The 21,371-nt window shown below is 56.0% G+C and carries 19 protein-coding genes, 1 pseudogene and 1 other annotated feature (1 of these 21 running past the window's edge); of the genes and pseudogenes, 9 read left to right on the forward strand and 11 right to left on the reverse strand.

What is annotated here, in order from left to right:
• Window positions 1-20 (reverse strand) — a sequence feature (ROSE (Repression Of Heat Shock gene Expression) occurs in the 5'-region of heat shock genes and acts as an RNA thermometer to modulate expression.) (it extends 53 nt beyond the left edge of the window).
• A gap of 246 nt (window positions 21-266) precedes the next feature.
• Window positions 267-599 (forward strand): YceK/YidQ family lipoprotein, encoded by a 333-nt coding sequence (locus F153LOC_RS14150; protein ID WP_100778269.1) that lies wholly within the window; start codon window positions 267-269, stop codon window positions 597-599.
• On the opposite strand, the gene F153LOC_RS14155 is transcribed toward F153LOC_RS14150, so the two are convergent.
• The 11 genes and pseudogenes from F153LOC_RS14155 to dnaA form a co-directional block, all read right to left on the reverse strand.
• Entirely contained in the window at window positions 600-1,826 is a 1,227-nt protein-coding gene (locus F153LOC_RS14155) for a DUF3748 domain-containing protein (RefSeq protein WP_199174673.1), read from the reverse strand.
• 51 nt (window positions 1,827-1,877) lie between these two features.
• Window positions 1,878-3,213 (reverse strand): annotated as a pseudogene (locus F153LOC_RS14160) (MFS transporter).
• A gap of 86 nt (window positions 3,214-3,299) precedes the next feature.
• A complete protein-coding gene (gene dgoD, locus F153LOC_RS14165; protein ID WP_102105116.1) occupies window positions 3,300-4,448 on the reverse strand; it encodes a galactonate dehydratase in 1,149 nt (382 codons plus the stop codon).
• Window positions 4,445-5,062 (reverse strand): 2-dehydro-3-deoxy-6-phosphogalactonate aldolase, encoded by a 618-nt coding sequence (locus F153LOC_RS14170; protein ID WP_100778273.1) that lies wholly within the window; start codon window positions 5,060-5,062, stop codon window positions 4,445-4,447. The genes dgoD and F153LOC_RS14170 overlap by 4 nt, the downstream gene beginning before the upstream one ends.
• Window positions 5,046-5,924 carry a 2-dehydro-3-deoxygalactonokinase gene (locus F153LOC_RS14175; protein WP_102105117.1) on the reverse strand — a complete coding sequence of 293 codons (879 nt, stop codon included), beginning with the start codon at window positions 5,922-5,924 and terminating at the stop codon, window positions 5,046-5,048. Before F153LOC_RS14175 ends, F153LOC_RS14170 begins: the two co-directional genes overlap by 17 nt.
• The gene (gene dgoR, locus F153LOC_RS14180; protein WP_102105118.1) at window positions 5,921-6,610 is read right to left on the reverse strand and encodes a D-galactonate utilization transcriptional regulator DgoR; all 690 of its coding nucleotides are present in this window, start codon (window positions 6,608-6,610) and stop codon (window positions 5,921-5,923) included. Before dgoR ends, F153LOC_RS14175 begins: the two co-directional genes overlap by 4 nt.
• A gap of 223 nt (window positions 6,611-6,833) precedes the next feature.
• Window positions 6,834-7,646 carry a sugar-phosphatase gene (gene yidA, locus F153LOC_RS14185; protein ID WP_102105119.1) on the reverse strand — a complete coding sequence of 271 codons (813 nt, stop codon included), beginning with the start codon at window positions 7,644-7,646 and terminating at the stop codon, window positions 6,834-6,836.
• A 172-nt stretch (window positions 7,647-7,818) separates the two neighbouring features.
• Complete coding sequence (gene gyrB, locus F153LOC_RS14190; protein WP_100778277.1) at window positions 7,819-10,233, reverse strand: DNA topoisomerase (ATP-hydrolyzing) subunit B; 2,415 nt, start codon at window positions 10,231-10,233, stop codon at window positions 7,819-7,821.
• A 28-nt stretch (window positions 10,234-10,261) separates the two neighbouring features.
• Entirely contained in the window at window positions 10,262-11,335 is a 1,074-nt protein-coding gene (gene recF, locus F153LOC_RS14195; RefSeq protein WP_100778278.1) for a DNA replication/repair protein RecF, read from the reverse strand.
• Window positions 11,335-12,435: a DNA polymerase III subunit beta gene (gene dnaN, locus F153LOC_RS14200; protein ID WP_100778279.1), complete on the reverse strand. Its 1,101-nt coding sequence runs from the start codon at window positions 12,433-12,435 to the stop codon at window positions 11,335-11,337. Before dnaN ends, recF begins: the two co-directional genes overlap by 1 nt.
• 4 nt (window positions 12,436-12,439) lie before the next feature.
• A complete protein-coding gene (gene dnaA / locus F153LOC_RS14205) occupies window positions 12,440-13,834 on the reverse strand; it encodes a chromosomal replication initiator protein DnaA (RefSeq protein WP_100778280.1) in 1,395 nt (464 codons plus the stop codon).
• A 600-nt stretch (window positions 13,835-14,434) separates the two neighbouring features.
• Between dnaA and rpmH the strand changes: the two genes are divergently transcribed.
• The 8 genes from rpmH (at window position 14,435) to F153LOC_RS14250 (ending at window position 21,365) form a co-directional block, all read left to right on the forward strand.
• Entirely contained in the window at window positions 14,435-14,575 is a 141-nt protein-coding gene (gene rpmH / locus F153LOC_RS14215; RefSeq protein WP_003023858.1) for a 50S ribosomal protein L34, read from the forward strand.
• Window positions 14,576-14,591: 16 nt separating this feature from the next.
• The gene (gene rnpA, locus F153LOC_RS14220) at window positions 14,592-14,951 is read left to right on the forward strand and encodes a ribonuclease P protein component (protein ID WP_095284128.1); all 360 of its coding nucleotides are present in this window, start codon (window positions 14,592-14,594) and stop codon (window positions 14,949-14,951) included.
• The gene (yidD, locus tag F153LOC_RS14225) at window positions 14,915-15,172 is read left to right on the forward strand and encodes a membrane protein insertion efficiency factor YidD (RefSeq protein WP_100778281.1); all 258 of its coding nucleotides are present in this window, start codon (window positions 14,915-14,917) and stop codon (window positions 15,170-15,172) included. Before rnpA ends, yidD begins: the two co-directional genes overlap by 37 nt.
• 2 nt (window positions 15,173-15,174) lie before the next feature.
• On the forward strand, window positions 15,175-16,821 hold the full coding sequence (gene yidC / locus F153LOC_RS14230) for a membrane protein insertase YidC (RefSeq protein ID WP_102105120.1): 1,647 nt from the start codon (window positions 15,175-15,177) through the stop codon (window positions 16,819-16,821).
• Window positions 16,822-16,893: 72 nt separating this feature from the next.
• Window positions 16,894-18,258: a tRNA uridine-5-carboxymethylaminomethyl(34) synthesis GTPase MnmE gene (mnmE, locus tag F153LOC_RS14235; protein ID WP_102105121.1), complete on the forward strand. Its 1,365-nt coding sequence runs from the start codon at window positions 16,894-16,896 to the stop codon at window positions 18,256-18,258.
• Window positions 18,259-18,369: 111 nt separating this feature from the next.
• Window positions 18,370-19,545 (forward strand): MFS transporter, encoded by a 1,176-nt coding sequence (locus tag F153LOC_RS14240; protein ID WP_102105122.1) that lies wholly within the window; start codon window positions 18,370-18,372, stop codon window positions 19,543-19,545.
• Window positions 19,514-20,497: an HTH-type transcriptional regulator YidZ gene (gene yidZ / locus F153LOC_RS14245; protein WP_100778284.1), complete on the forward strand. Its 984-nt coding sequence runs from the start codon at window positions 19,514-19,516 to the stop codon at window positions 20,495-20,497. The genes F153LOC_RS14240 and yidZ overlap by 32 nt, the downstream gene beginning before the upstream one ends.
• A gap of 121 nt (window positions 20,498-20,618) precedes the next feature.
• Window positions 20,619-21,365 carry a 4'-phosphopantetheinyl transferase superfamily protein gene (locus tag F153LOC_RS14250; RefSeq protein ID WP_100778285.1) on the forward strand — a complete coding sequence of 249 codons (747 nt, stop codon included), beginning with the start codon at window positions 20,619-20,621 and terminating at the stop codon, window positions 21,363-21,365.
• Window positions 21,366-21,371: the final 6 nt, after the last annotated feature.

Here is a 21,371-nt window from a genome sequence, read left to right on the forward strand (position 1 = left end):
GGACAGGCCGTTGTGCCACCAAACACCCATCAGGCGTGTTCGTTCTTCGGCTACACAGATAAAGTGGGTCTGATTCCGATCATTTCAAGAGGTTAAATGCGAGATTTTTTTGCACTTTGCTGGGTCTCGCATAGACTGGGACTACAGCACAAAGAGTGAAATTGCGATGGCTGCCACAGAGCGGCGCTTTCCAGCTATTCTTTTCGCACATGGCTCGCTATAACTCGATATTGCGGTTATGTCTCGCCATTAACATTGATTAACAGATGATGAATAATGTTCTGATAAAGCTGACAACATGCAGCGTAGTGGTATTACTTTGCGGGTGTTCGAGCGTGATGTCTCACACCGGCGGTAAAGAAGGAACATATCCGGGCACGCGCGCCAGCGCGAATATGATTTCGGATGATGAGACGAACTGGGGCACCAAATCCCTGGCGATTCTGGATCTGCCGTTTACAGCGGTGCTGGATACGCTGTTAGTCCCGTGGGATCTGTTCCGCACCGATAGCTCGGTGCGTTCACGCGTGGAAAAAAGCGAAAAGCAGAATATGGCCACCAACAGCGTTATCCCGCCCGCTGAGATGACAGCGCCCTGATTACTTCCCGGTTTCCGTGACCCAAAGCTGACGGAAACCGGCCGTCTCTTCCATCCACGCCACATAACGACCATCCGGCGAGAACACCACCGCATCACCCGAGGGCGGATTGCCGTGATCGGACGTCAAAAACGTCACTTCACCGCTTCGCGCATCGCAGCAGGCGATGCGGTTGTCCAGCACAAATCCCAGCGCTTCCCCCGACGGATGCCAGTTAAACGCCGACTGAATATCGCGGGTGTTATGCGTCAGCTGGCGCGGCTTACCACCCTCTGGCGCGATAAGCCATAGCTGCACAATGCCGCGCTCATCGCGCATCAAAAATGCGATTTCATCGCCCTGCGGATGGCTGCGCACCCAGTGGCGCGGCACGTTGACCAGCCCCGGATAGCGGTTTTCATGGGTAAACGTTAAGCGCCGCTGCACCACGCCAGCAGGCGGCGCGGGCAGGGTTTGCTCCGTCCCTTCCAGCGGTTCGTCGCCCGCCCGTTTCCAGCCTGCCTCATCGTCTGGAAGATCGACGATAAACAGCTCCGGCACTTTTTCACCGCGTTCAGAGAGCGTGTCGCCGATAAAGGCCAGCTGGCGGTTACCCATCCAGCCCTCTTCATAGGCGCGGTTGATCTCATCGCTGCCAGGCCGTGGCGTAGGCGTCGTGCGACTGATCAGTACGCTCCAGAACGTTCCGGCATATTCGCGCGGATGATTGCCCTGTGGCGTCACCGGGCCGAACGGCGCGGCGACGCCGACATTGCGCAGATCCAGCGTCACGTCGCGTTCGTGCATCACATGGTCGTTATAGGTAAAACTGACCCGTTGCCCGTTGGGGCTAAAGACGTGAACGTGGCTCCCGCCGCGCAGCGCGCCGGGGGTATAGGGCGCAGTGATGTCCATGGCATCGAGATTACTGACTTCGCCGTTGCGGGCAATCACACCGCGACGATGGTGAAAGTCGTAGTGCCAGCCCGCATCTGGGTTTTCCGGGCCGTGAATAAAGACGTACTGTTCCTCAAGAGGATGAACGGTCACCACGCCCACGTGCGCGCCATTTTGAGCGCGGTAAATAACCTCGGTTTCGCCCGTCTTCACGTTGACTCGCTCGATCGTCTCGCCCGTAAAGGACGCGCCGGACGGTCGCACGTCAAACGCCAGCCATTGGCTGTCAGGCGTCCAGGTATTGGTATTCGTGAGTTGGTGATGACGGGGAGCGAAGGTGATTTGTTTCATGGAGAGACCCTGATGCGCGGTTATCGCATCAGGGTAAAGCATCGCGAAGATTTAGCCTACTCGTTTAACATCGCCGACCAGCAGGATGTAGGAGAGCGCGCCAATCAGGGTGATGACGGAGATGTAGGTCAGAGCAGGTGCAAAGCCGTGCGCCTGCGCCAGATAGCCAATGACCAGCGGAACGGTGATACCGCCTAACCCGCCGGCAAAGTTAAACACGCCTCCGGTGAGGCCAATCAGACGCATCGGTGCCAATGAGGAGACCAGCGACCAGGTGATGGACGCAAAACCGTTGCCGAAGAACGCCACCGCCATCAGCACGGTGATCCACACCGGGTCATTGGTGTAGTTCGCGCCCATGATGCAGGTGGAGAGCAGCAGGCCAAAGATGATTGGCAGCTTGCGCGAGAAACCAATCGAGAAGCCTTTGCGCACTAACATATCGGCAATCCAGCCCGATAACAGCACCCCCACGAACGCTGCCAGGAACGGAACCGTGGTCATGAAACCGGCTTTCAGCGCGGTGATGCCTTTTTCCTGGGTCAGGTAGTTCGGGAACCAGGTCAGGAAGAACCACAGGGTAGACGCAATCGCGAACTGCCCGAGATAAACGCCCACCAGCTTGCGGTGGAAAACCAGTTTCCAGTCACTTTTGGTCAGGCGGGTGCGCCCCTTGCTTTCAATCTGCGCATCGCCATCCACCAGACCGCCCCCCTGCTCGATGTAATTCAGTTCTGCGGATGTGATGCCTTTGGTTTTACGCGGTGACTGATAGACCTTAAACCAGACAAACGACCAGATAATCCCGACGCCGCCGGTGATGATGAACACCCAGTGCCAGCTCAGCGACTCCTGGATCCAGATCAGCAGCGGCGTGAGGAACGCCAGGCCTACAAACTGTCCTGAGGTGTAGAACCCCACCGCCGAGGCGCGTTCATGCTCCGGGAACCAGCTGGTCACCATGCGATTGTTGGTCGGGAAAGCGGGCGCTTCGAAGATCCCGGTGATGGCACGCAGGCCAATCAGCGACAGCAGTCCGGTGGCAAAGCCCTGGAACAGGGTGGCAACGGACCAGCCAAAAATCGCGATGCAGTAGGTGGTGCGAGAGCCTAAGCGGTCCAGCACACGTCCACCAGGGATCTGGCACAGGGTATACATCCAGGCAAACGCCGAGAAGATGTAGCCCATCTCGGTTTTCGAAATGCCAAACTCTTCCTGAATATGCGCGGACGCCACGGCCAGGTTGGCGCGGTCAACGTAGCAAATCACCACGGTAATAAAAATCATCAGCAGCGTCAGGTAACGACGACGGCCTGTTTTTGCGGTAGTCACAGAAATATCCATTAATCTGTCTCCAGATTTTGGGCATAGCGATACACGTCACCATGCCCTGTAAGTTACAGAGGGTTATGTTTTTGTAGGTAAGAATTTTTGCCCGGGAATATGGCGCTGACCGGGCTTACGAAATGGTGATCACCACTCCGCTACGCTACCATCCGAATATCGCCACAGCGGGTTACGCCAGTCGGAGGCGTTTTTACTCAGCTCAATCACTTTGGCTTCGTCAATGTCCACGCCCAGACCCGGTTTGGTTAACGGTTTGAAGAACCCGCCTTCCATGTTGAAGTCTTCTTTGTTTTTCACAAAATCGAGCAGCTCAGCACCTTTGTTGTAATGGATGCCCATGCTCTGCTCCTGGAATACCGCGTTACGCGAGACGAAGTCCACGTGCAGACAGGCGGCCAGGGCAATCGGTCCCAGCGGACAGTGTGGTGCCAGCGCCACGTCGTAAGCTTCGGCCATACCAGCGATTTTGTAGCATTCGGTGATACCCCCGGCGTGGGACAGATCCGGCTGCAGAATCGCCAGGCCGCCCGCTTCCAGCACGCGTTTGAATTCGAAGCGCGAGAACATACGTTCGCCCGCCGCGATGGGAATATGGGTCTGTGCCGCCAGCTTCGGATAGTACTCGGCCTGCTCCGCCAGTACCGGCTCTTCGATAAACAGCGGGCGATACGGCTCCAGCTCTTTGATCAGCACTTTCGCCATCGGCGCGCTGACGCGACCGTGGAAATCGAGGCCAAACTCAATCTCATTGCCAAAGGCTTCGCGGATTTGCGCCACCGTATTCACGGCGTTATCCACCGCGCGGGAGCTGTCAATGACGCCCATCTCTTCGCAGCCGTTAAGCTTGAAGGTATCAAAGCCAATTTTGCGCAGCGTTTTGATGCCGTCGATCACCTCTGCCGGACGGTCACCGCCGACCCAGCTGTAGGCTTTAATTTTGTCGCGCACCAGACCGCCCATTAGCTGCCAGACCGGAGCGTTCAGCACTTTGCCTTTGATATCCCACAGTGCCTGATCGATACCGGCGATGGCGCTCATCAGGATCGGGCCGCCGCGATAAAATCCACCGCGATACATTACTTGCCACAGGTCGTTAATACGCGCCGGGTCCTGACCGATCAGGAACTCTTTCAGCTCATGCACCGCCGCTTCGACGGTACGCGCGCGGCCTTCAATTACCGGCTCGCCCCAGCCGACGACGCCTTCGTCGGTTTCGATTTTTAGAAACATCCAGCGCGGGGGTAAACGGTACGTGGTGATGTTGGTAATTTTCATTTCACTGCCTCTCGATACGCCTTAACAAACGCGGCTGCCTGCGCTGCGGTACGCTCAACGGACTGCCCGGCGCGATAGAGATCGCTGCCAAGCCCTGCCCCTGCACAACCAGCATTCAGCCACTGCGTCAGGTTTTCCGGCGTCACGCCCCCCACGGCAAAGACCGGAACATCAGCCGGAAGTACCGCTTTCAGCGCTTTGATGTAATCCGGGCCGAAGGCCGACGACGGGAAAATTTTCAGCGCCTGAGCGCCCGCATCCAGTGCGGTAAAGGCTTCGGTGGCAGTAGCACAGCCAGGGCAGACGGTCATGCCGTAACCTACCGCGCGGCGGATGACCTCAGGCTGAATGTTGGGCGTGACGATAAGCTTGCAGCCCATACTGGCGAGTTGCTCGACCTGCTCGGGTTTTAAGACCGTACCCGCGCCAATTAGCGCTCTGTCGCCAAACGCGTCCACCACTGCCGGGATGCTCTTTTCCCACTGCGGTGAATTGAGCGGAATTTCCACTGCGTCAAATCCGGCGTCGATGACTGCACCCACGTGTGCGAGCGCGTCGTCCGGCGTAATGCCGCGCAAAATCGCGATGAGAGGGAGATTAGTTTGCCACTGCATGAGCGATGCTCCTTATACCTGCCTGGAATGCCACGTCGCCTTCAAGCGTTGAAACTTCGCGACCCCAGGCGCGAAACGCCTGCTGGTAACGAGCGGTTAACGATGAACCCGCGACAAGGGTGATGTCCTGCTGCCCGGCGAACTGCTCGCCCAGGGTGGCGACTTCTGCGCCAATCAGCAGACCGGAGAGAAATTCGCTGACCTGTTCACGCGAGAGAGTCCCCAGCACGTGTGAAGCGCGAACTTCAAAAAGTTGTGGCAGAACGGCAGGCGAAGCGAGACCGCGTGCAAGCCCGGCAGCAAAAGCCTCAGGAGAGGGTTGCTGTTCCGGCAGGCCCGCGCCCACCAGCGAATGGCGCAGCAGCACGTGATGCAATTCGCCGGTCAGTACGGTCCGGAAATCGTGGATCTGCTCCGCGTCGGCTTGCACCCATTTGCAGTGCGTGCCGGGCATAACATAGACAGAAGAAGGAGAAAGGGTGCGCGCGCCGAGCAGCTGTGTCTCTTCGCCACGCATCACGTTATGGTTATCGTCACGGGAAACGCAAAGCCCGGGAATAATCCAGATATTGTCGCCAACGGACGTTAACGTCTCACCAATGGCAGAGAAATGGGCAGGAACAGGCAAGTACGGCGCGACTTTCCAGCCCACGTTGCTGCCTACCATCCCTGCCATGACCACCGGTGTCGCGCCTTCGCGCCAGTTTTCAGTGACTTCTGCTAACACCGCCTGAGGGGATTTACCGTTCAGGCGCGTGACGCCTGATTCTGATTGCCTGCTTTCCAGGCATTTATCGCCTTCATAAAGCCAGGCGCGCAGATTGGTCGATCCCCAGTCAATAGCGATGTAGCGAGATGTCATGTGATTTCCTTTAACCTTCGTGTCGAGCTGGCGATCATGGCGAGCGCCGCTTGCTCTGCCGCATTGCTGTCCTGATGTCGTATCGCATCAAACAGCACTTTATGTTCCTGCAGGGTCTTGGGCATGTTGGCCTCATCCCCCATCCAGGTCCGTTCAAAAACTGCGCGCTGTAGCGAGCTGATCGCCACGCTAAGCTGCTGTAAAACCGGGTTATGCACTGATTCCAGCACCGCCTCGTGATAGCGGATATCCGCTTCGTTAAAGGCGTCCCTGTCCTGGTTGTTGGCGATCATGTCGTTGAGCGCCGCTTCGATCTGGGCCAGGTCCCCTGATGTCGCCCGCTCGGCTGCCCAGCGGGCAATTGCCGGTTCCACCAGGTTTCGTACCTCACTCATCGCACCGATGAGCTGCGGGTCGTCGTCGTTTGCCAGCACCCACTGCAGAACGTCGGTGTCGAGGTAGTTCCACTGCTTACGCGGGGCGACAAAGGCGCCGCGATAACGCTTCATGTCGATCAGCCGTTTCGCCATTAGCGAGCGAAACACTTCGCGGATGATGTTGCGCGAGGTTTCAAACTCCTCGCACAGCTCGGCCTCGGCGGGGAGCGGCGAACCCGGTACGTACTTACCGCTGACAATCTGATTGCCCAGCGCGATGACGATGCGGTCGGTTTTGTTGAGAGTCATGGAGAATCCTTGTTTCTTTTGTCCATCACTACTTTACCGCGACCGATGAGTTTCACCTCACTTTTGCAGTACAAACGTGAGGTCGTTCGTCAATTCCATGGTCGTAATGTAGTACAATCACATTGTGTTGTACTACAATCTAGATCACAAAAAGAACAACCCATCGATCGACAGGCAAAAAAAAGCCCCGGTTAATCGCCGGGGCTGATGCGTTTGAGACGGTTTAGTTCAGCACGAACTTCTCGATCGCGTAGGCTACGCCATCTTCGAGGTTAGATTTGGTGACGAAGTTGGCCACTTCTTTCACCGACGGGATCGCGTTTTCCATTGCCACGCCCATACCCGCGTATTCGATCATCGCGATGTCATTTTCCTGATCGCCCAGGGTCATGATCTCTTCCGGCTTGATGCCCAGCGTATCGGCCAGCGATTTCACGCCGGTGCCTTTATTGACGCGTTTATCAAGGATTTCGAGGAAGTACGGCGCGCTTTTCAGCACGGTGTATTTCTCTTTCACTTCCGCCGGGATGCGGGCGATAGCCTGATCCAAAATCGCAGGCTCATCAATCATCATCACCTTCAGGAACTGCGTGGCCGGGTCCATATTTTCCGGCTCGCAGAACACCAGCGGAATGGTCGCCACGAAGGATTCATGTACGGTGTAGTAGCTGATTTCGCGGTTCGCGGTGTACAGCGTGTTGCGATCGAGCGCGTGGAAGTGAGAACCCACTTCGCGGGACAGTTTTTCCAGGTACAGGTAATCGTCATAGCTCAACGCCGTTTGCGCGACCGTGCTGCCATCGCTGGCGTTCTGCACCAGCGCACCGTTGTAGGTGATGCAGTAATCGCCCGGTTGTTCCATGTGCAGCTCTTTCAGATAGCTGTGAACACCGGCATACGGACGCCCCGTGGTCAGTACCACGTTCACGCCTTTCGCACGAGCGGCGGCAATCGCATTTTTAACGGCAGGAGAGATAGTGTGGTCTGGCAGCAGCAGCGTGCCGTCCATATCGATTGCAATGAGTTTGATGGCCATGAGATCCCCGATTTAAATGAGTCTGTCCTCATGCTAACGCGATTCCGCACAGAAAACAGTAAAAGAGTCGTCGGGAAAGGGGATGGGATTTAAAGAGGAGATTCCTCTTTTGCAGGCAAAGAAAAGCCCGGTGAGGCTACACCTACCGGGCTTACAGAATCGACGGCCTGAATTAAATGTCGATATTCGCGGCTTTCAATGCGTTCTCTTCGATGAAGGCGCGGCGCGGTTCAACGGCGTCGCCCATCAGGGTAGTGAACAGCTGGTCAGCAGCGATCGCATCTTTCACGGTCACGCGCAGCATGCGGCGGCTTTCCGGATCCATGGTGGTTTCCCACAGCTGATCCGGGTTCATTTCGCCCAGACCTTTATAACGCTGAATGGAGAGACCACGACGGGACTCTTTCACCAGCCACTCCAGCGCCTGCTCGAAGCTGGCAACCGGCTGACGGCGTTCGCCACGTTCGATAAACGCGTCTTCTTCGATAAGACCACGCAGTTTTTCGCCCAGCGTGCAGAGACGACGGTATTCGCCACCGGTCACAAACTCGTGATCCAGCGGATAGTCGGTGTCTACGCCGTGTGTACGTACGCGGATGATTGGCTCGAACAGGTGCTGTTCAGCGTTCTCGCGAACGTCAAACTGCCACATGCTGCCGTGCTGCTCGCTTTCGTTCAGCTCAGTCACCAGGGCGTTCACCCAGCGCGTCACTTTCTGCTCGTCGCTGAGATCGGCTTCAGCCAGCGTCGGCTGATAAACCAGCTCTTTCAGCAGCGTGCGCGGGAAGCGACGCTCCATACGACCAATCATTTTCTGCGTCGCATTGTACTCAGAGACCAGTTTCTCCAGTGGCTCACCCGCCAGCGCCGGAGCGTGGGCATTCGCATGCAGGGTCGCGCCATCCAGAGCGATAGAGATCTGATACTGATCCATCGCTTCGTCGTCTTTAATGTACTGTTCCTGCTTGCCTTTCTTCACTTTGTACAGCGGTGGCTGTGCAATGTAGATGTGGCCGCGTTCAACGATTTCTGGCATCTGACGGTAGAAGAAGGTCAGCAGCAGCGTACGGATGTGTGAACCATCGACGTCCGCATCGGTCATGATGATGATGCTGTGATAGCGCAGTTTGTCCGGGTTGTACTCGTCGCGACCGATGCCACAGCCGAGGGCAGTGATCAGCGTCGCCACTTCCTGAGAGGAGAGCATTTTGTCAAAGCGCGCCTTCTCAACGTTCAGGATTTTACCTTTCAGCGGCAGAATCGCCTGGTTCTTACGGTTACGGCCCTGCTTCGCAGAACCGCCCGCGGAGTCCCCTTCCACCAGGTACAGTTCGGAGCGAGCCGGATCGCGTTCCTGGCAGTCCGCCAGTTTGCCCGGCAGACCGGCCAGATCCAGCGCACCTTTACGACGGGTCATTTCACGGGCTTTACGCGCCGCTTCACGGGCACGCGCCGCATCAATGATTTTGCCGACAACGATTTTCGCGTCAGACGGGTTTTCCAGCAGGTATTCGCTCAGCAGTTCGTTCATCTGCTGTTCAACCGCAGATTTCACCTCGGAAGAGACCAGTTTGTCTTTGGTCTGAGAGGAGAATTTCGGGTCTGGCACTTTCACGGAAACCACAGCAATCAGGCCTTCACGGGCATCGTCACCGGTGGCGCTGACTTTCGCTTTTTTGCTGTAGCCTTCTTTATCCATGTAGGCGTTAAGGGTACGGGTCATGGCTGTACGGAAGCCGACCAGGTGCGTACCGCCGTCGCGCTGTGGAATGTTGTTGGTGAAGCAGTAGATATTTTCCTGGAAACCGTCGTTCCACTGCAGCGCCACTTCCACGCCGATACCGTCTTTTTCGGTAGAGAAGTAGAAGATATTTGGGTGGATCGGCGTTTTGTTCTTGTTGAGGTACTCAACAAACGCCTTGATGCCGCCTTCGTAGTGGAAATGATCTTCTTTACCGTCGCGCTTATCGCGCAGACGGATGGACACGCCGGAGTTCAGGAACGACAGCTCGCGCAGACGTTTTGCCAGAATGTCGTATTCGAAGTCAGTCACATTAGAGAAGGTTTCGTGGCTCGGCCAGAAACGCACGGTGGTCCCGGTTTTTTCCGTTTCGCCAGTAACCGCCAGCGGTGCCTGTGGCACGCCGTGGGTATACACCTGGTGATGGATTTTACCTTCGCGGTAGATAACCAGCTCCAGCTTCTGCGACAGGGCGTTAACAACGGAAACGCCCACGCCGTGCAGGCCGCCGGACACTTTATAGGAGTTGTCATCGAATTTACCGCCTGCGTGCAGGACGGTCATGATCACTTCCGCAGCGGATACGCCCTCTTCCGGGTGAATGCCGGTCGGAATACCACGGCCATCATCCTGTACGGAAACGGAGTTATCGCCGTGGATGGTGACGATAATATCTTTACAGTGACCCGCGAGCGCTTCGTCGATAGCGTTATCCACAACCTCGAATACCATGTGGTGCAGACCGGTGCCGTCATCGGTATCGCCGATATACATACCTGGGCGCTTACGCACCGCATCCAGTCCTTTCAGGACTTTGATACTGGAGGAGTCATAAGAATTCGACATCAACGTTTCTCGCTCATTTAATCTTGGGTTAATCCGTTATTTTACCCTTTTCCACGGTGAACATCTTCGAATTTTTGTCCGACATGTCCATAACGTGTTCAGCGCTAATGGCGCTGACGAAAACCTGCGACTGCGTGGCTTTTAAGCGGCTGGCAAGCAGTCCGCGCCGTGCATCGTCGAGTTCCGAGGCAAAATCATCAATTAGATACAGGCAACGTCGCCCACTCTCGCGAGTTAAAAACTCACCCTGCGCCAGGCGCAGTGCGCACATCAAAAGCTTGAGTTGCCCGCGCGACAGCGTGTCTTCCACCGGCGCACCGTCGGCGCGAATGCGGAAATCCGCTTTGTGCGGGCCGTGTGCGGTGTAGGTCAGCATACGGTCACGCTCGAAGCCTTTCTCCAGCACCTCGGCATAATCCGTCTCTTTCTCCCAGCCACGCTGAAAGGAGAAGGTCAGAGAAAACTCGGGCAAAAACTGTTTACAGGTATCAGCCATATCTTCGGCGATACCTGCGCTGTATTCGGCACGCCAGCGGCTGATTTGTTCCGCAAGCGGAACCAATTCCATATCCCACGGGCGCAACTGGGCATAGCGGGTCACCTGACGCAGCGCGGCGTTGCGCTGCTTAAGCAGCCGTTTCAGGTTGCTCCAGGCAGTAAAGAAACCCGCTTCGTTGTGAAAGCATCCCCAGTCGAGGAAGGCTCTTCGGTATTTGGGGCCGCCATTGAGTAATGTAAACCCCTCTGGCGTAATCAGCTGCATGGGCATCAGCAGCGCCAGTTCAGCCACTTTATGGCCGTCGGTGCCGTCGATACGCACTTTGCTGTCGCCCAGCTTGTCTTTCGTCAGGCCAATCGAGGTTTCACGCTCGCTGCCCTGAAGTCGTCCGTGCAGCACGAATGCGTCCTGCTCGTGACGAATAACGCGACCAATCTGCAGGCTGCGAAACGCACGACCATGGCCAAGCGTGTAGATGGCTTCCAGCACGCTGGTTTTGCCGCTACCGTTCGCGCCAACCAGGAAATTAAAGCCGGGGGATAAAGCGAGATCCGCGCTTTCGATGTTGCGAAAGTCGCGGATCAGCAAGCGGGTGAGCGACATTACAGTCTCATTGGCATGACAACATAAGCCGCGCTTTGGCTGGCAGCATCTTCAATCTGTACGCTTGAAACCGAATCGGTCAGCAGAATGCGCACGTTTTCGCATTTGAGCGCATTGAGCACATCCAGCACGTAGCTGACGTTAAAGCCGATTTCCATTTCGGTACCGGCGTAGGTGACGTCCAGAATCTCTTCTGCCTCTTCCTGCTCCGGGTTGTTTGCGGTGATTTTGATCTGGTTTTCACTCACATACAGGCGCACGCCGCGGAATTTCTCGTTAGAGAGGATCGCCGCACGGGCAAAGGCCTGTTTGAGGATATCGCAGCCCGCTTCCAGCGTTTTGTCGGGATTTTTCGGCAATACGCGGCGATAATCCGGGAAACGACCGTCAACCAGCTTCGACGTGAAGATAAAATCACCCACGTGAGCGCGAATATTATTGCTGCCGATCTGTACGCGCAGCGGAGTATCACCGCCGTCGAGCATACGCATCAGCTCAATCACACCTTTACGCGGGACGATCACCGAATGGTTGGGCAGCGTTACGCCAATCGGCATGGAACAGACTGCCAGACGGTGGCCGTCTGTCGCCACGGTACGCAGTTCTTCACCTTCGGTTTCGAACAACATGCCGTTTAAGTAATAGCGAACGTCCTGATGCGCCATCGAGAACTGGGTCGCTTCAATCAGACGTTTCATCGTCGCCTGCGGCAGGGTGAATTCGACTTCACTCTGCCAGTCGTCCAGATTCGGGAAGTCCGCGGCAGGCAGTGTAGAGAGTGAGAAACGGCTGCGACCAGAGCGAACCAGAATACGGTCGCCTTCCAGCTGGACAGCAATTTCAGCGCCTTCCGGCAGCCCACGGCAGATATCAAAGAACTTACGCGCCGGAACGGTGGTGGCACCCGCATCATGCGGTTGAGAAAGTGTCACGCGCGCGACCATTTCCATTTCGAGGTCTGTGCCGGTCAGCGACAGCGTACCGTCAGCGACCTGAAGCAGCAGGTTTCCAAGAATAGGCAGCGTCGGGCGGCCACCTAATGGGCCACTCACCTGTTGCAGCGGTTTTAATAAATGTTCACGTTCAACGGTAAATTTCATAGCATCACGATGATAATGTTCTGATTAAATTGGAGAAATCTTCTTTTATGTCGTGGCTTTCTTCGCGTAACTGCTCGATCTTGCGACAAGCGTGCAGCACGGTCGTATGGTCACGGCCACCAAACGCATCGCCGATTTCCGGCAGACTGTGGTTGGTTAATTCCTTCGCCAGCGCCATCGCCATCTGACGTGGTCTCGCCACCGAGCGGGAACGACGTTTAGACAACAAATCTGCCACTTTGATTTTGTAGTACTCAGCCACGGTCTTCTGAATATTGTCGATAGTGACCAGTTTTTCCTGTAACGCCAGCAGATCGCGCAGCGCTTCACGCACAAAATCGATGGTAATCGCCCGGCCAGTAAAGTTGGCGTTGGCGATCACGCGGTTCAGTGCGCCTTCGAGTTCACGCACGTTTGAACGCAGACGCTTCGCAATAAAGAACGCCACTTCACCCGGCAGGCGAATGTCGTTTTCATCGGCTTTTTTCATTAGGATCGCGACGCGGGTTTCCAGCTCCGGTGGCTCGATCGCCACGGTCAGGCCCCAGCCGAAGCGGGATTTCAGACGATCCTCAACTCCATTGATCTCTTTCGGGTAACGATCCGAGGTCAAAATGATCTGTTGGTTACCTTCCAGCAGGGCGTTGAAGGTGTGGAAAAACTCTTCCTGGGATCGTTCTTTATTCGCAAAGAACTGAATGTCATCGATCAGCAGCGCATCAACAGAACGGTAGTAGCGTTTAAACTCTTCGATCGCGTTGTTTTGCAGGGCTTTTACCATGTCCTGAACGAAGCGCTCGGAGTGCATATACACCACTTTCGCATTGGGCTTACGCGCCACAATGCCGTTGCCCACCGCGTGTAACAGGTGAGTTTTACCGAGACCCGTGCCGCCATACAGGAACAGCGGGTTATAGGCGCCGCCTGGGTTGTCCGCAACCTGACGAGCCGCCGCACGGGCCAGCTGGTTCGATTTACCCTCAACGAAGTTATCGAAGGTGTGCTTCACGTTAACGTTGGAGCGGTAGGTCGGTTCAGCCGGAGCCGGAACGTTGTCCCAGCCAGAACGCGCGGGCTGAATAATGCGCGGTGTCGGGACGTGAATCTGGGCCGGAGCCGCCACGTTTACCGTCTCTCTGACGGTTTGCGTGACCGGTTTAGTACCGACTTCAAAACGCAGCTGCGGGGCATCAGTGCCGCAGAAATCATTGAGCAATCCATTGATATTATTTAGGTATTTATCCCTTACCCAATCGAGCACGAAACGGTTTGGCGCATACAAAGCCAGCGTGTTATCGCTCAGTTCCGCCTGCAACGGGCGGATCCACATACTGAATTCTGTGGCTGGTAACTCATCCTGCAATCGGGCAAGACACTGCTGCCAAAGCGAAAGTGACACGGCGGACTCCACTCGAACAATAAAAGAAAGATACTGAATATTCGTGATTGTTGGCACACGTCGACAAGACCCTGTGCAAAGGGTGACGTGCGAATTGCTATCTGCAATTTTTACCTGACCAGACCCCTTTGGATCCCGATCAGGACCGCGGATCATAGCCTAAACTGAGCCAGAGATCTTCTGTTTCTCACAGATTCTTCCCGATTTATCCACAGGAAGATCCGAAACCGGGTAAGTGTAAACGATCCTGGAGGGAGTGCCCCACGATTTAGCCCGCATATTGGAAAAATTAATGAGCACAGACAATTTTTTGCTTAAAAGATCTAATGATGATCCTGGACGATCCTTGCGCTTTGGTTAGGAGGTCGTATAATCCCCCACCCGGCGCGTGATGCTCGTCCTCCGCGCGGGACGCTGCTCATTTTCCACACGAAATCGTGCGGAAATACGCGGGAAATAAGGAAAGAGAATTGACTCCGGAGTGTACAATTATTACAATCCGGCCTCTTTAATCACCCACGCTGAGGCGTTAGTCGTTCGATAATCGTTCGGGTATACGCGAAAGTCAGTGAATTTATTCAAGTTTAGGTAGAAATCGCCATGAAACGCACTTTTCAACCGTCTGTACTGAAGCGCAACCGTTCTCACGGCTTCCGTGCTCGTATGGCTAATAAAAATGGTCGTCAGGTTCTGGCACGTCGTCGTGCTAAAGGCCGTTCTCGTCTGACCGTTTCTAAGTAATAAAAGCTAACCCCTGGTGGTTAAGCTAGCATTTCCCAGGGAGTTACGTTTGTTAACTCCCACTCATTTCACTTTCGTCTTCCAGCAGCCACAACGGGCTGGCACGCCGCAAATCACCATCCTCGGCCGCCAAAATTCGCTGGGGCATCCCCGCATCGGTCTAACTGTCGCCAAGAAAAACGTTAAGCGTGCGCATGAACGCAATCGGATTAAACGTCTGACGCGTGAAAGCTTCCGTTTACGTCAACATGAACTGCCTTCAATGGATTTCGTGGTGGTGGCTAAAAAAGGGGTTGCCGACCTCGATAACCGTGCTCTCTCGGAAGCGTTGGAAAAACTATGGCGCCGCCATTGTCGCCTGGCTCAAGGGTCCTGATAGCCTGTATTCGGGTCTATCAGCGCCTGATCAGTCCGCTGCTCGGGCCGCATTGTCGTTTCACTCCAACCTGTTCCAGCTACGGAATTGAGGCATTGCGCAGGTTTGGAGTGATAAAAGGCAGTTGGTTGACGGTGAAACGCGTATTAAAATGCCACCCTTTACACCCTGGTGGTGACGACCCCGTCCCACCCGGACCATTTGATACCAGAGAACACTAACGATGGATTCGCAACGCAATCTTTTAGTCATCGCTTTGTTGTTCGTGTCTTTCATGATCTGGCAGGCATGGGAGCAGGATAAAAATCCTCAACCACAGCCGCAACAGACCACGCAGACAACGACCACCGTAGCGGGTAGCGCCGCCGACCAGGGCGTACCGGCCAGTGGCCAAGGGAAGCAGATTACGGTGAAAACCGATGTGCTTGAGCTGACTATCAACACCCGTGGTGGCGATATTGAGCAGGCACTGCTGCTGACTTACCCGAAAGAGCTGAAGTCAAACGAGCCGTTCCAGCTGCTGGAAACGACGCCTGAGTTCCTGTATCAGGCTCAGAGCGGTCTGACCGGTCGTGATGGCCCGGACAACCCGGCTAATGGCGCTCGTCCGCTGTATAACGTCGACAGTGACACCTTTGTACTGGCTGATGGTCAGAACGAACTCGCGATCCCGATGACTTACACTGACGCCGCGGGCAACACCTTCACCAAAACCTTCACCCTGAAACGCGGTGAGTATGCGGTGAATGTGGGCTATAACGTGCAGAACGCCGGTGAGAAACCACTGGAAGTTTCCACGTTTGGTCAGCTGAAGCAGTCCATCAATCTGCCGTCTCACCGTGACACCGGAAGCAGCAACTTTGCGCTGCATACCTTCCGTGGCGCGGCGTACTCCACGCCAGATACCAAGTACGAGAAATACAAATTCGACACCATCGCCGATAACGAAAACCTGAACGTCAGTGCTAAAGGCGGTTGGGTTGCGATGTTGCAACAGTATTTCGCGACAGCGTGGGTGCCAAATAACAACGGTACCAACAATTTCTACACTGCGAATCTGGGCAATGGCATTGCGGCTATTGGCTACAAATCGCAGCCGGTTCTGGTTCAGCCTGGTCAAACAGGTCAACTGGCCAGCACCCTGTGGGTCGGTCCTGAAATTCAGGACAAAATGGCAGCCGTGGCACCGCACCTGGATCTGACCGTCGATTACGGTTGGTTGTGGTTCATCTCTCAGCCGCTGTTCAAACTGCTGAAGTGGATCCACAGCTTCCTGGGTAACTGGGGCTTCTCCATCATCGTTATTACCTTCATCGTTCGTGGCATCATGTACCCGCTGACCAAAGCGCAGTACACCTCCATGGCGAAGATGCGTATGCTGCAGCCGAAGATTGCGGCGATGCGTGAGCGTCTGGGCGATGATAAACAGCGTCAGAGCCAGGAAATGATGGCCCTGTATAAAGCAGAGAAAGTAAACCCACTGGGTGGTTGCTTCCCGCTGCTGATTCAGATGCCAATCTTCCTTGCGCTGTACTACATGCTGATGGGTTCCGTTGAGCTGCGCCACGCGCCATTTGCTCTGTGGATCCATGACTTGTCTGCACAGGACCCGTACTACATCCTGCCGATCCTGATGGGCGTGACGATGTTCTTCATTCAGAAGATGTCGCCGACCACCGTGACCGACCCGATGCAGCAGAAGATCATGACCTTCATGCCGGTCATCTTCACCGTGTTCTTCCTGTGGTTCCCGTCAGGTCTGGTGCTGTACTATATCGTCAGCAACCTGGTGACCATCATCCAGCAGCAGCTGATCTACCGTGGTCTGGAAAAACGTGGCCTGCATAGCCGCGAAAAGAAAAAATCCTGATTCGGTAAGAGAACGCTAAAATAAGGGCGGTCATTTGACCGCCTTTTTTATTTGTATTTGACGAGACATCCCATGAGCCATAACGACACGATCGTCGCCCAGGCAACCCCACCGGGACGCGGTGGTGTAGGCATTCTGCGTATCTCCGGCCTCAAGGCGCGCGAGGTGGCCGAAGCCGTGCTGGGCAAACTGCCAAAGCCGCGTTACGCCGACTACCTGCCGTTTAAAGATGCAGACGGCACCGCGCTGGATCAGGGCATCGCGCTCTGGTTCCCAGGCCCAAACTCCTTTACCGGTGAAGACGTGCTGGAGCTGCAGGGCCACGGCGGTCCGGTGATCCTCGACCTGCTGTTAAAACGTATTCTGACCTTGCCGGGCCTGCGTATTGCTAAGCCGGGCGAGTTCTCCGAGCGTGCGTTCCTCAACGACAAGCTCGACCTGGCACAGGCCGAAGCCATTGCTGACCTGATCGACGCCAGCTCTGAACAGGCGGCACGTTCCGCCCTGAACTCCCTGCAGGGCGCGTTTTCCGCACGCGTGAACCATCTTGTGGAAGCACTCACTCACCTGCGAATCTACGTGGAAGCTGCCATCGACTTCCCCGATGAAGAGATCGACTTCCTCTCCGACGGTAAAATCGAAGCGCAGCTGAACAGCGTCATGTCCGATCTTGACGCCGTGCGCGCCGAAGCGCGTCAGGGCAGCCTGCTGCGCGAAGGGATGAAAGTGGTTATCGCTGGTCGCCCTAACGCCGGGAAATCGAGCCTGCTGAACGCCCTGGCGGGCCGCGAAGCGGCGATCGTGACGGATATTGCCGGCACGACCCGCGACGTACTGCGCGAACATATTCATATCGACGGTATGCCCCTGCACATTATCGACACCGCCGGTCTGCGCGACGCCAGCGACGAAGTGGAGCGCATCGGCATCGAGCGTGCGTGGCAGGAGATCGAGCAGGCTGACCGCGTGCTGTTTATGGTCGACGGAACCACCACCGACGCCGTTGATCCCGCTGAAATCTGGCCGGACTTTATCGCCCGTCTGCCCGCCAAACTGCCGATTACCGTGGTGCGTAACAAAGCCGATAAAACAGGTGAAACGCTGGGCCTGAGCGATGTGAATGGTCAATCACTCATCCGTCTGTCGGCGCGTACCGGTGAAGGCGTGGATGACCTGCGTAACCATCTCAAACAGAGCATGGGCTTTGATACGAGCATGGAAGGCGGTTTCCTGGCCCGTCGCCGCCACCTGCAGGCGCTGGAACAAGCGGCTAATCATCTCGATCAGGGCAAAGCACAGCTGCTCGGCGCCTGGGCGGGTGAACTGCTGGCGGAAGAGCTGCGTCTGGCGCAGCAGAGCCTGAGTGAAATTACCGGTGAGTTTACTTCCGACGATTTGCTGGGCCGCATTTTCTCAAGCTTCTGTATCGGCAAATAACCTCCCGCCTCAAAGGTGATTTCCTCCTGGGAAATCACCTTTGTCCAAATGGCAACTCGCTTCTTCCCGCTTCTCCCCCTATGCTTCGAGCCTGCCGATCATGGGGGGTTTATGGCGCGTTTTCTGTTTTGTAGTTTTGCACTGGTTCTGCTTTATCCATCGGGCATTGATATGTATCTGGTCGGCCTGCCGCACATCGCGCGGGATCTGGGGGCCAGTGAAGCGCAACTGCACATCGCGTTTTCCGCCTATCTGGCAGGGATGGCATCGTCGATGGTGTTTGCCGGTAAGATTGCCGACAAAGCCGGGCGCCAGCCGGTGGCGATTACCGGTGCGGTGATTTTCGCCCTGGCTTCGGTCCTCTGCTCAATGGCGCAGGACAGCACGCTGTTCCTGACCGGGCGCTTCATTCAGGGCATTGGGGCGGGCGGCTGTTATGTGGTCGCATTTGCCATTCTGCGCGATACCCTGAGCGCGCAGCGCCGCGCGAAGGTGCTCTCGATGCTTAACGGCATTACCTGCATTATTCCGGTGCTGGCTCCGGTGATCGGTTATCTGATTATGCTTAAACTGCCGTGGCAGAGCCTGTTCTGGACGATGGCGGTGATGGGCCTGCTGGTCTTCATCCTTTCTATCACCGTGCTGAAAGAGACGCATCCTGGCTCGCATCACGCGGGGAATGCCGCGACGATTCATCCGGCCGAAAAGCTCCTGAACCGCTTTTTCATCAGTCGTCTGCTGATCACCACCTTGAGCGTCGTGGTAATCCTCACCTATGTAAACGTTTCCCCGGTTTTATTGATGGAAACCATGGGCTTTGATCGCGGGGAATACTCCTCGGTTATGGCCTTAACGGCAATGGTCAGCATGGCGGTCTCGTTCTCGACACCGTTCGCCCTTAACGTCTTCAGCCAGCGCAGCCTGATGCTGACCTCGCAGATCCTGTTCCTGATAGCCGGCGTGGTGCTGGCGACCGCAAGTTCCCACGCCATTATGCTGGCGGGGATAACCCTGATCTGCGCCGGTTTCTCGGTAGGGTTTGGCGTCGCGATGAGCCAGGCGCTGGGGCCGTTCTCCCTGCGCGCCGGTGTGGCCAGCTCTGCGCTCGGTATCGCTCAGGTGTGCGGTTCGTCCCTGTGGATTTGGCTGGCGGCGGTGATAGGTCTTAATGCGCTGAATATGCTGATCGGGATTCTGATTGGCTGTAGCATGGTCTGCATTCTGTTAATCATGGCGATACGGCCCGCAGCGCACTATGAAGAAGCCCATCAGCAGTCTCGATCTTAACCTCCTGCTGTGCCTGCAGCTGTTGCTGCAGGAACGCAGCGTCACGAAAGCAGCAAAACGGATGAACGTCACGCCGTCTGCGGTCAGTAAATCGCTGGCGAAACTGCGCGACTGGTTTGACGATCCGCTGTTTGTGAAAACGCCGCTGGGCCTGCTGCCCACGCCGCTAACGGTGAGTCTTGAGCAAGATCTGACGGACTGGATGCAGATTGGCAATCAGATCCTGGATAAACCCCACCACGATTCCCCCTGCGGGCTGAAATTCGAGCTGGCGGCGGAAACGCCGTTGATGCTGATTCGCTTTAACGCTCTGTTAGAGCAGGTGAATCAGCGTTATCCGCAGGCCACCGTGCGGATGCGTCACTGGGATTACGACTCGCTGGATGCCATCACGCGCGGCGAGGTGGATATTGGTTTTACCGGGCGCGAAACGCATCCTCGCTCGCGCGAACTGTTAAAGCTGCTCCCGTGGTTTATCGACCACGAAATCCTCTTTAGCGACCGCCCGTGCGTCTATCTGCGCGAAGACCATCCGGCGCTCCAGGAAGAGTGGAATCTCGACACCTTTTTACGCTACCCCCACATCAGCATCTTCTGGGAGCGCAGCGACACCTGGGCGCTGGACGAAGTGCTGAAAGAGATGGGCCGCGAGCGCAACATCGCCCTGAGCCTGCCGGGCTTTGAGCAGTCGATGTTTATGGCGGCACAACCCGACCACAACTATATCGCCACCGCGCCGCACTACTGCCATCACTACAATCAGCTCCACCAGCGTAAGCTGGTGAGTCGCCCCATTCCCATCGACGACGCGCAGGCCGAAAAGCTCAACGTACCTTTCACCCTGATCTGGCATAAGCGCAACAGTCACAACCCGAAAATCATCTGGCTGAAAGAGACGATCAAAGCGTTGTACTGCGATTCTCTGCGCCAGAGATCCGATTTTTCCCTCTAAAAATGTAAAGTTCGGTCCCCGGGCTTCTCATTAGTGGATTTACCCATTAAAAGAGAGGCTCAGTTAAGCGATAATCATGTAACCGTTTAACCTGTCTCTGACCATTATCATGGAGCGAAAAATGGCAACGCATTTTGCAAGAGGGATCCTGACCGAAGGACGACTGGTGTCTGTCAGACTCTCCTCTTCCTGCCACAACGAGGCGCGCAAGCTTCCGGATCACCGACGCTCGCGCTTTTTGGCCTCCAGGGCGTTACTGTCCGAGCTGCTGTTTATGCTCTACGGCACCAGCGAACTGCCGGAGATGATCACCCAGCCTGAAGGCCGCCCTGTTTTTGCTGACCCGGCGCTACCGCGTTTTTCCATCGCCTACACGGGAAATATTGTTGGCGTGGCCCTTACAACGGAAGGCGATTGCGGACTGGATATGGAACTCCAGCGCGCGACTCGCGGTTTCCACGGCCCTCACGCGCACGACGCCTATCCTTTATCGAGCAATGAAAAGCTGTGGGTGCGTAATCAAAACGACCCCAATGAAGCCAAAGCGCAGCTCATCACCTTGCGTCAGAGTATTCAAAAGCTCTCCGGCTGTGCGGCAGACGACGCCAGCTTGCTCCAGCTGCTCCCCGGTTCAGGACGCCTGCGCGCAACCAAAGCGGCGCGCGTGGAGGCCCTCAGCGACGCCGAAGACGTGCTGATCTGGTCGATTGCCGTCACCCCTGCGATTGAGCGCCTGAAGATCTGGGAATTTGACAGCCGACACGGATGGCATAGCCTTCCTGATGTTCCCGCGCGCGCCAACGAACCCGCCGCGCGCCTGATGAGATTAACCAGTTTACCGGCAGAAAAAGCACTTACCCTTAACTGACCCGCT

The sequence above is a fragment of the Lelliottia sp. F153 genome (assembly GCF_002870005.1).
GTDB lineage: Bacteria > Pseudomonadota > Gammaproteobacteria > Enterobacterales > Enterobacteriaceae > Enterobacter > Enterobacter nimipressuralis.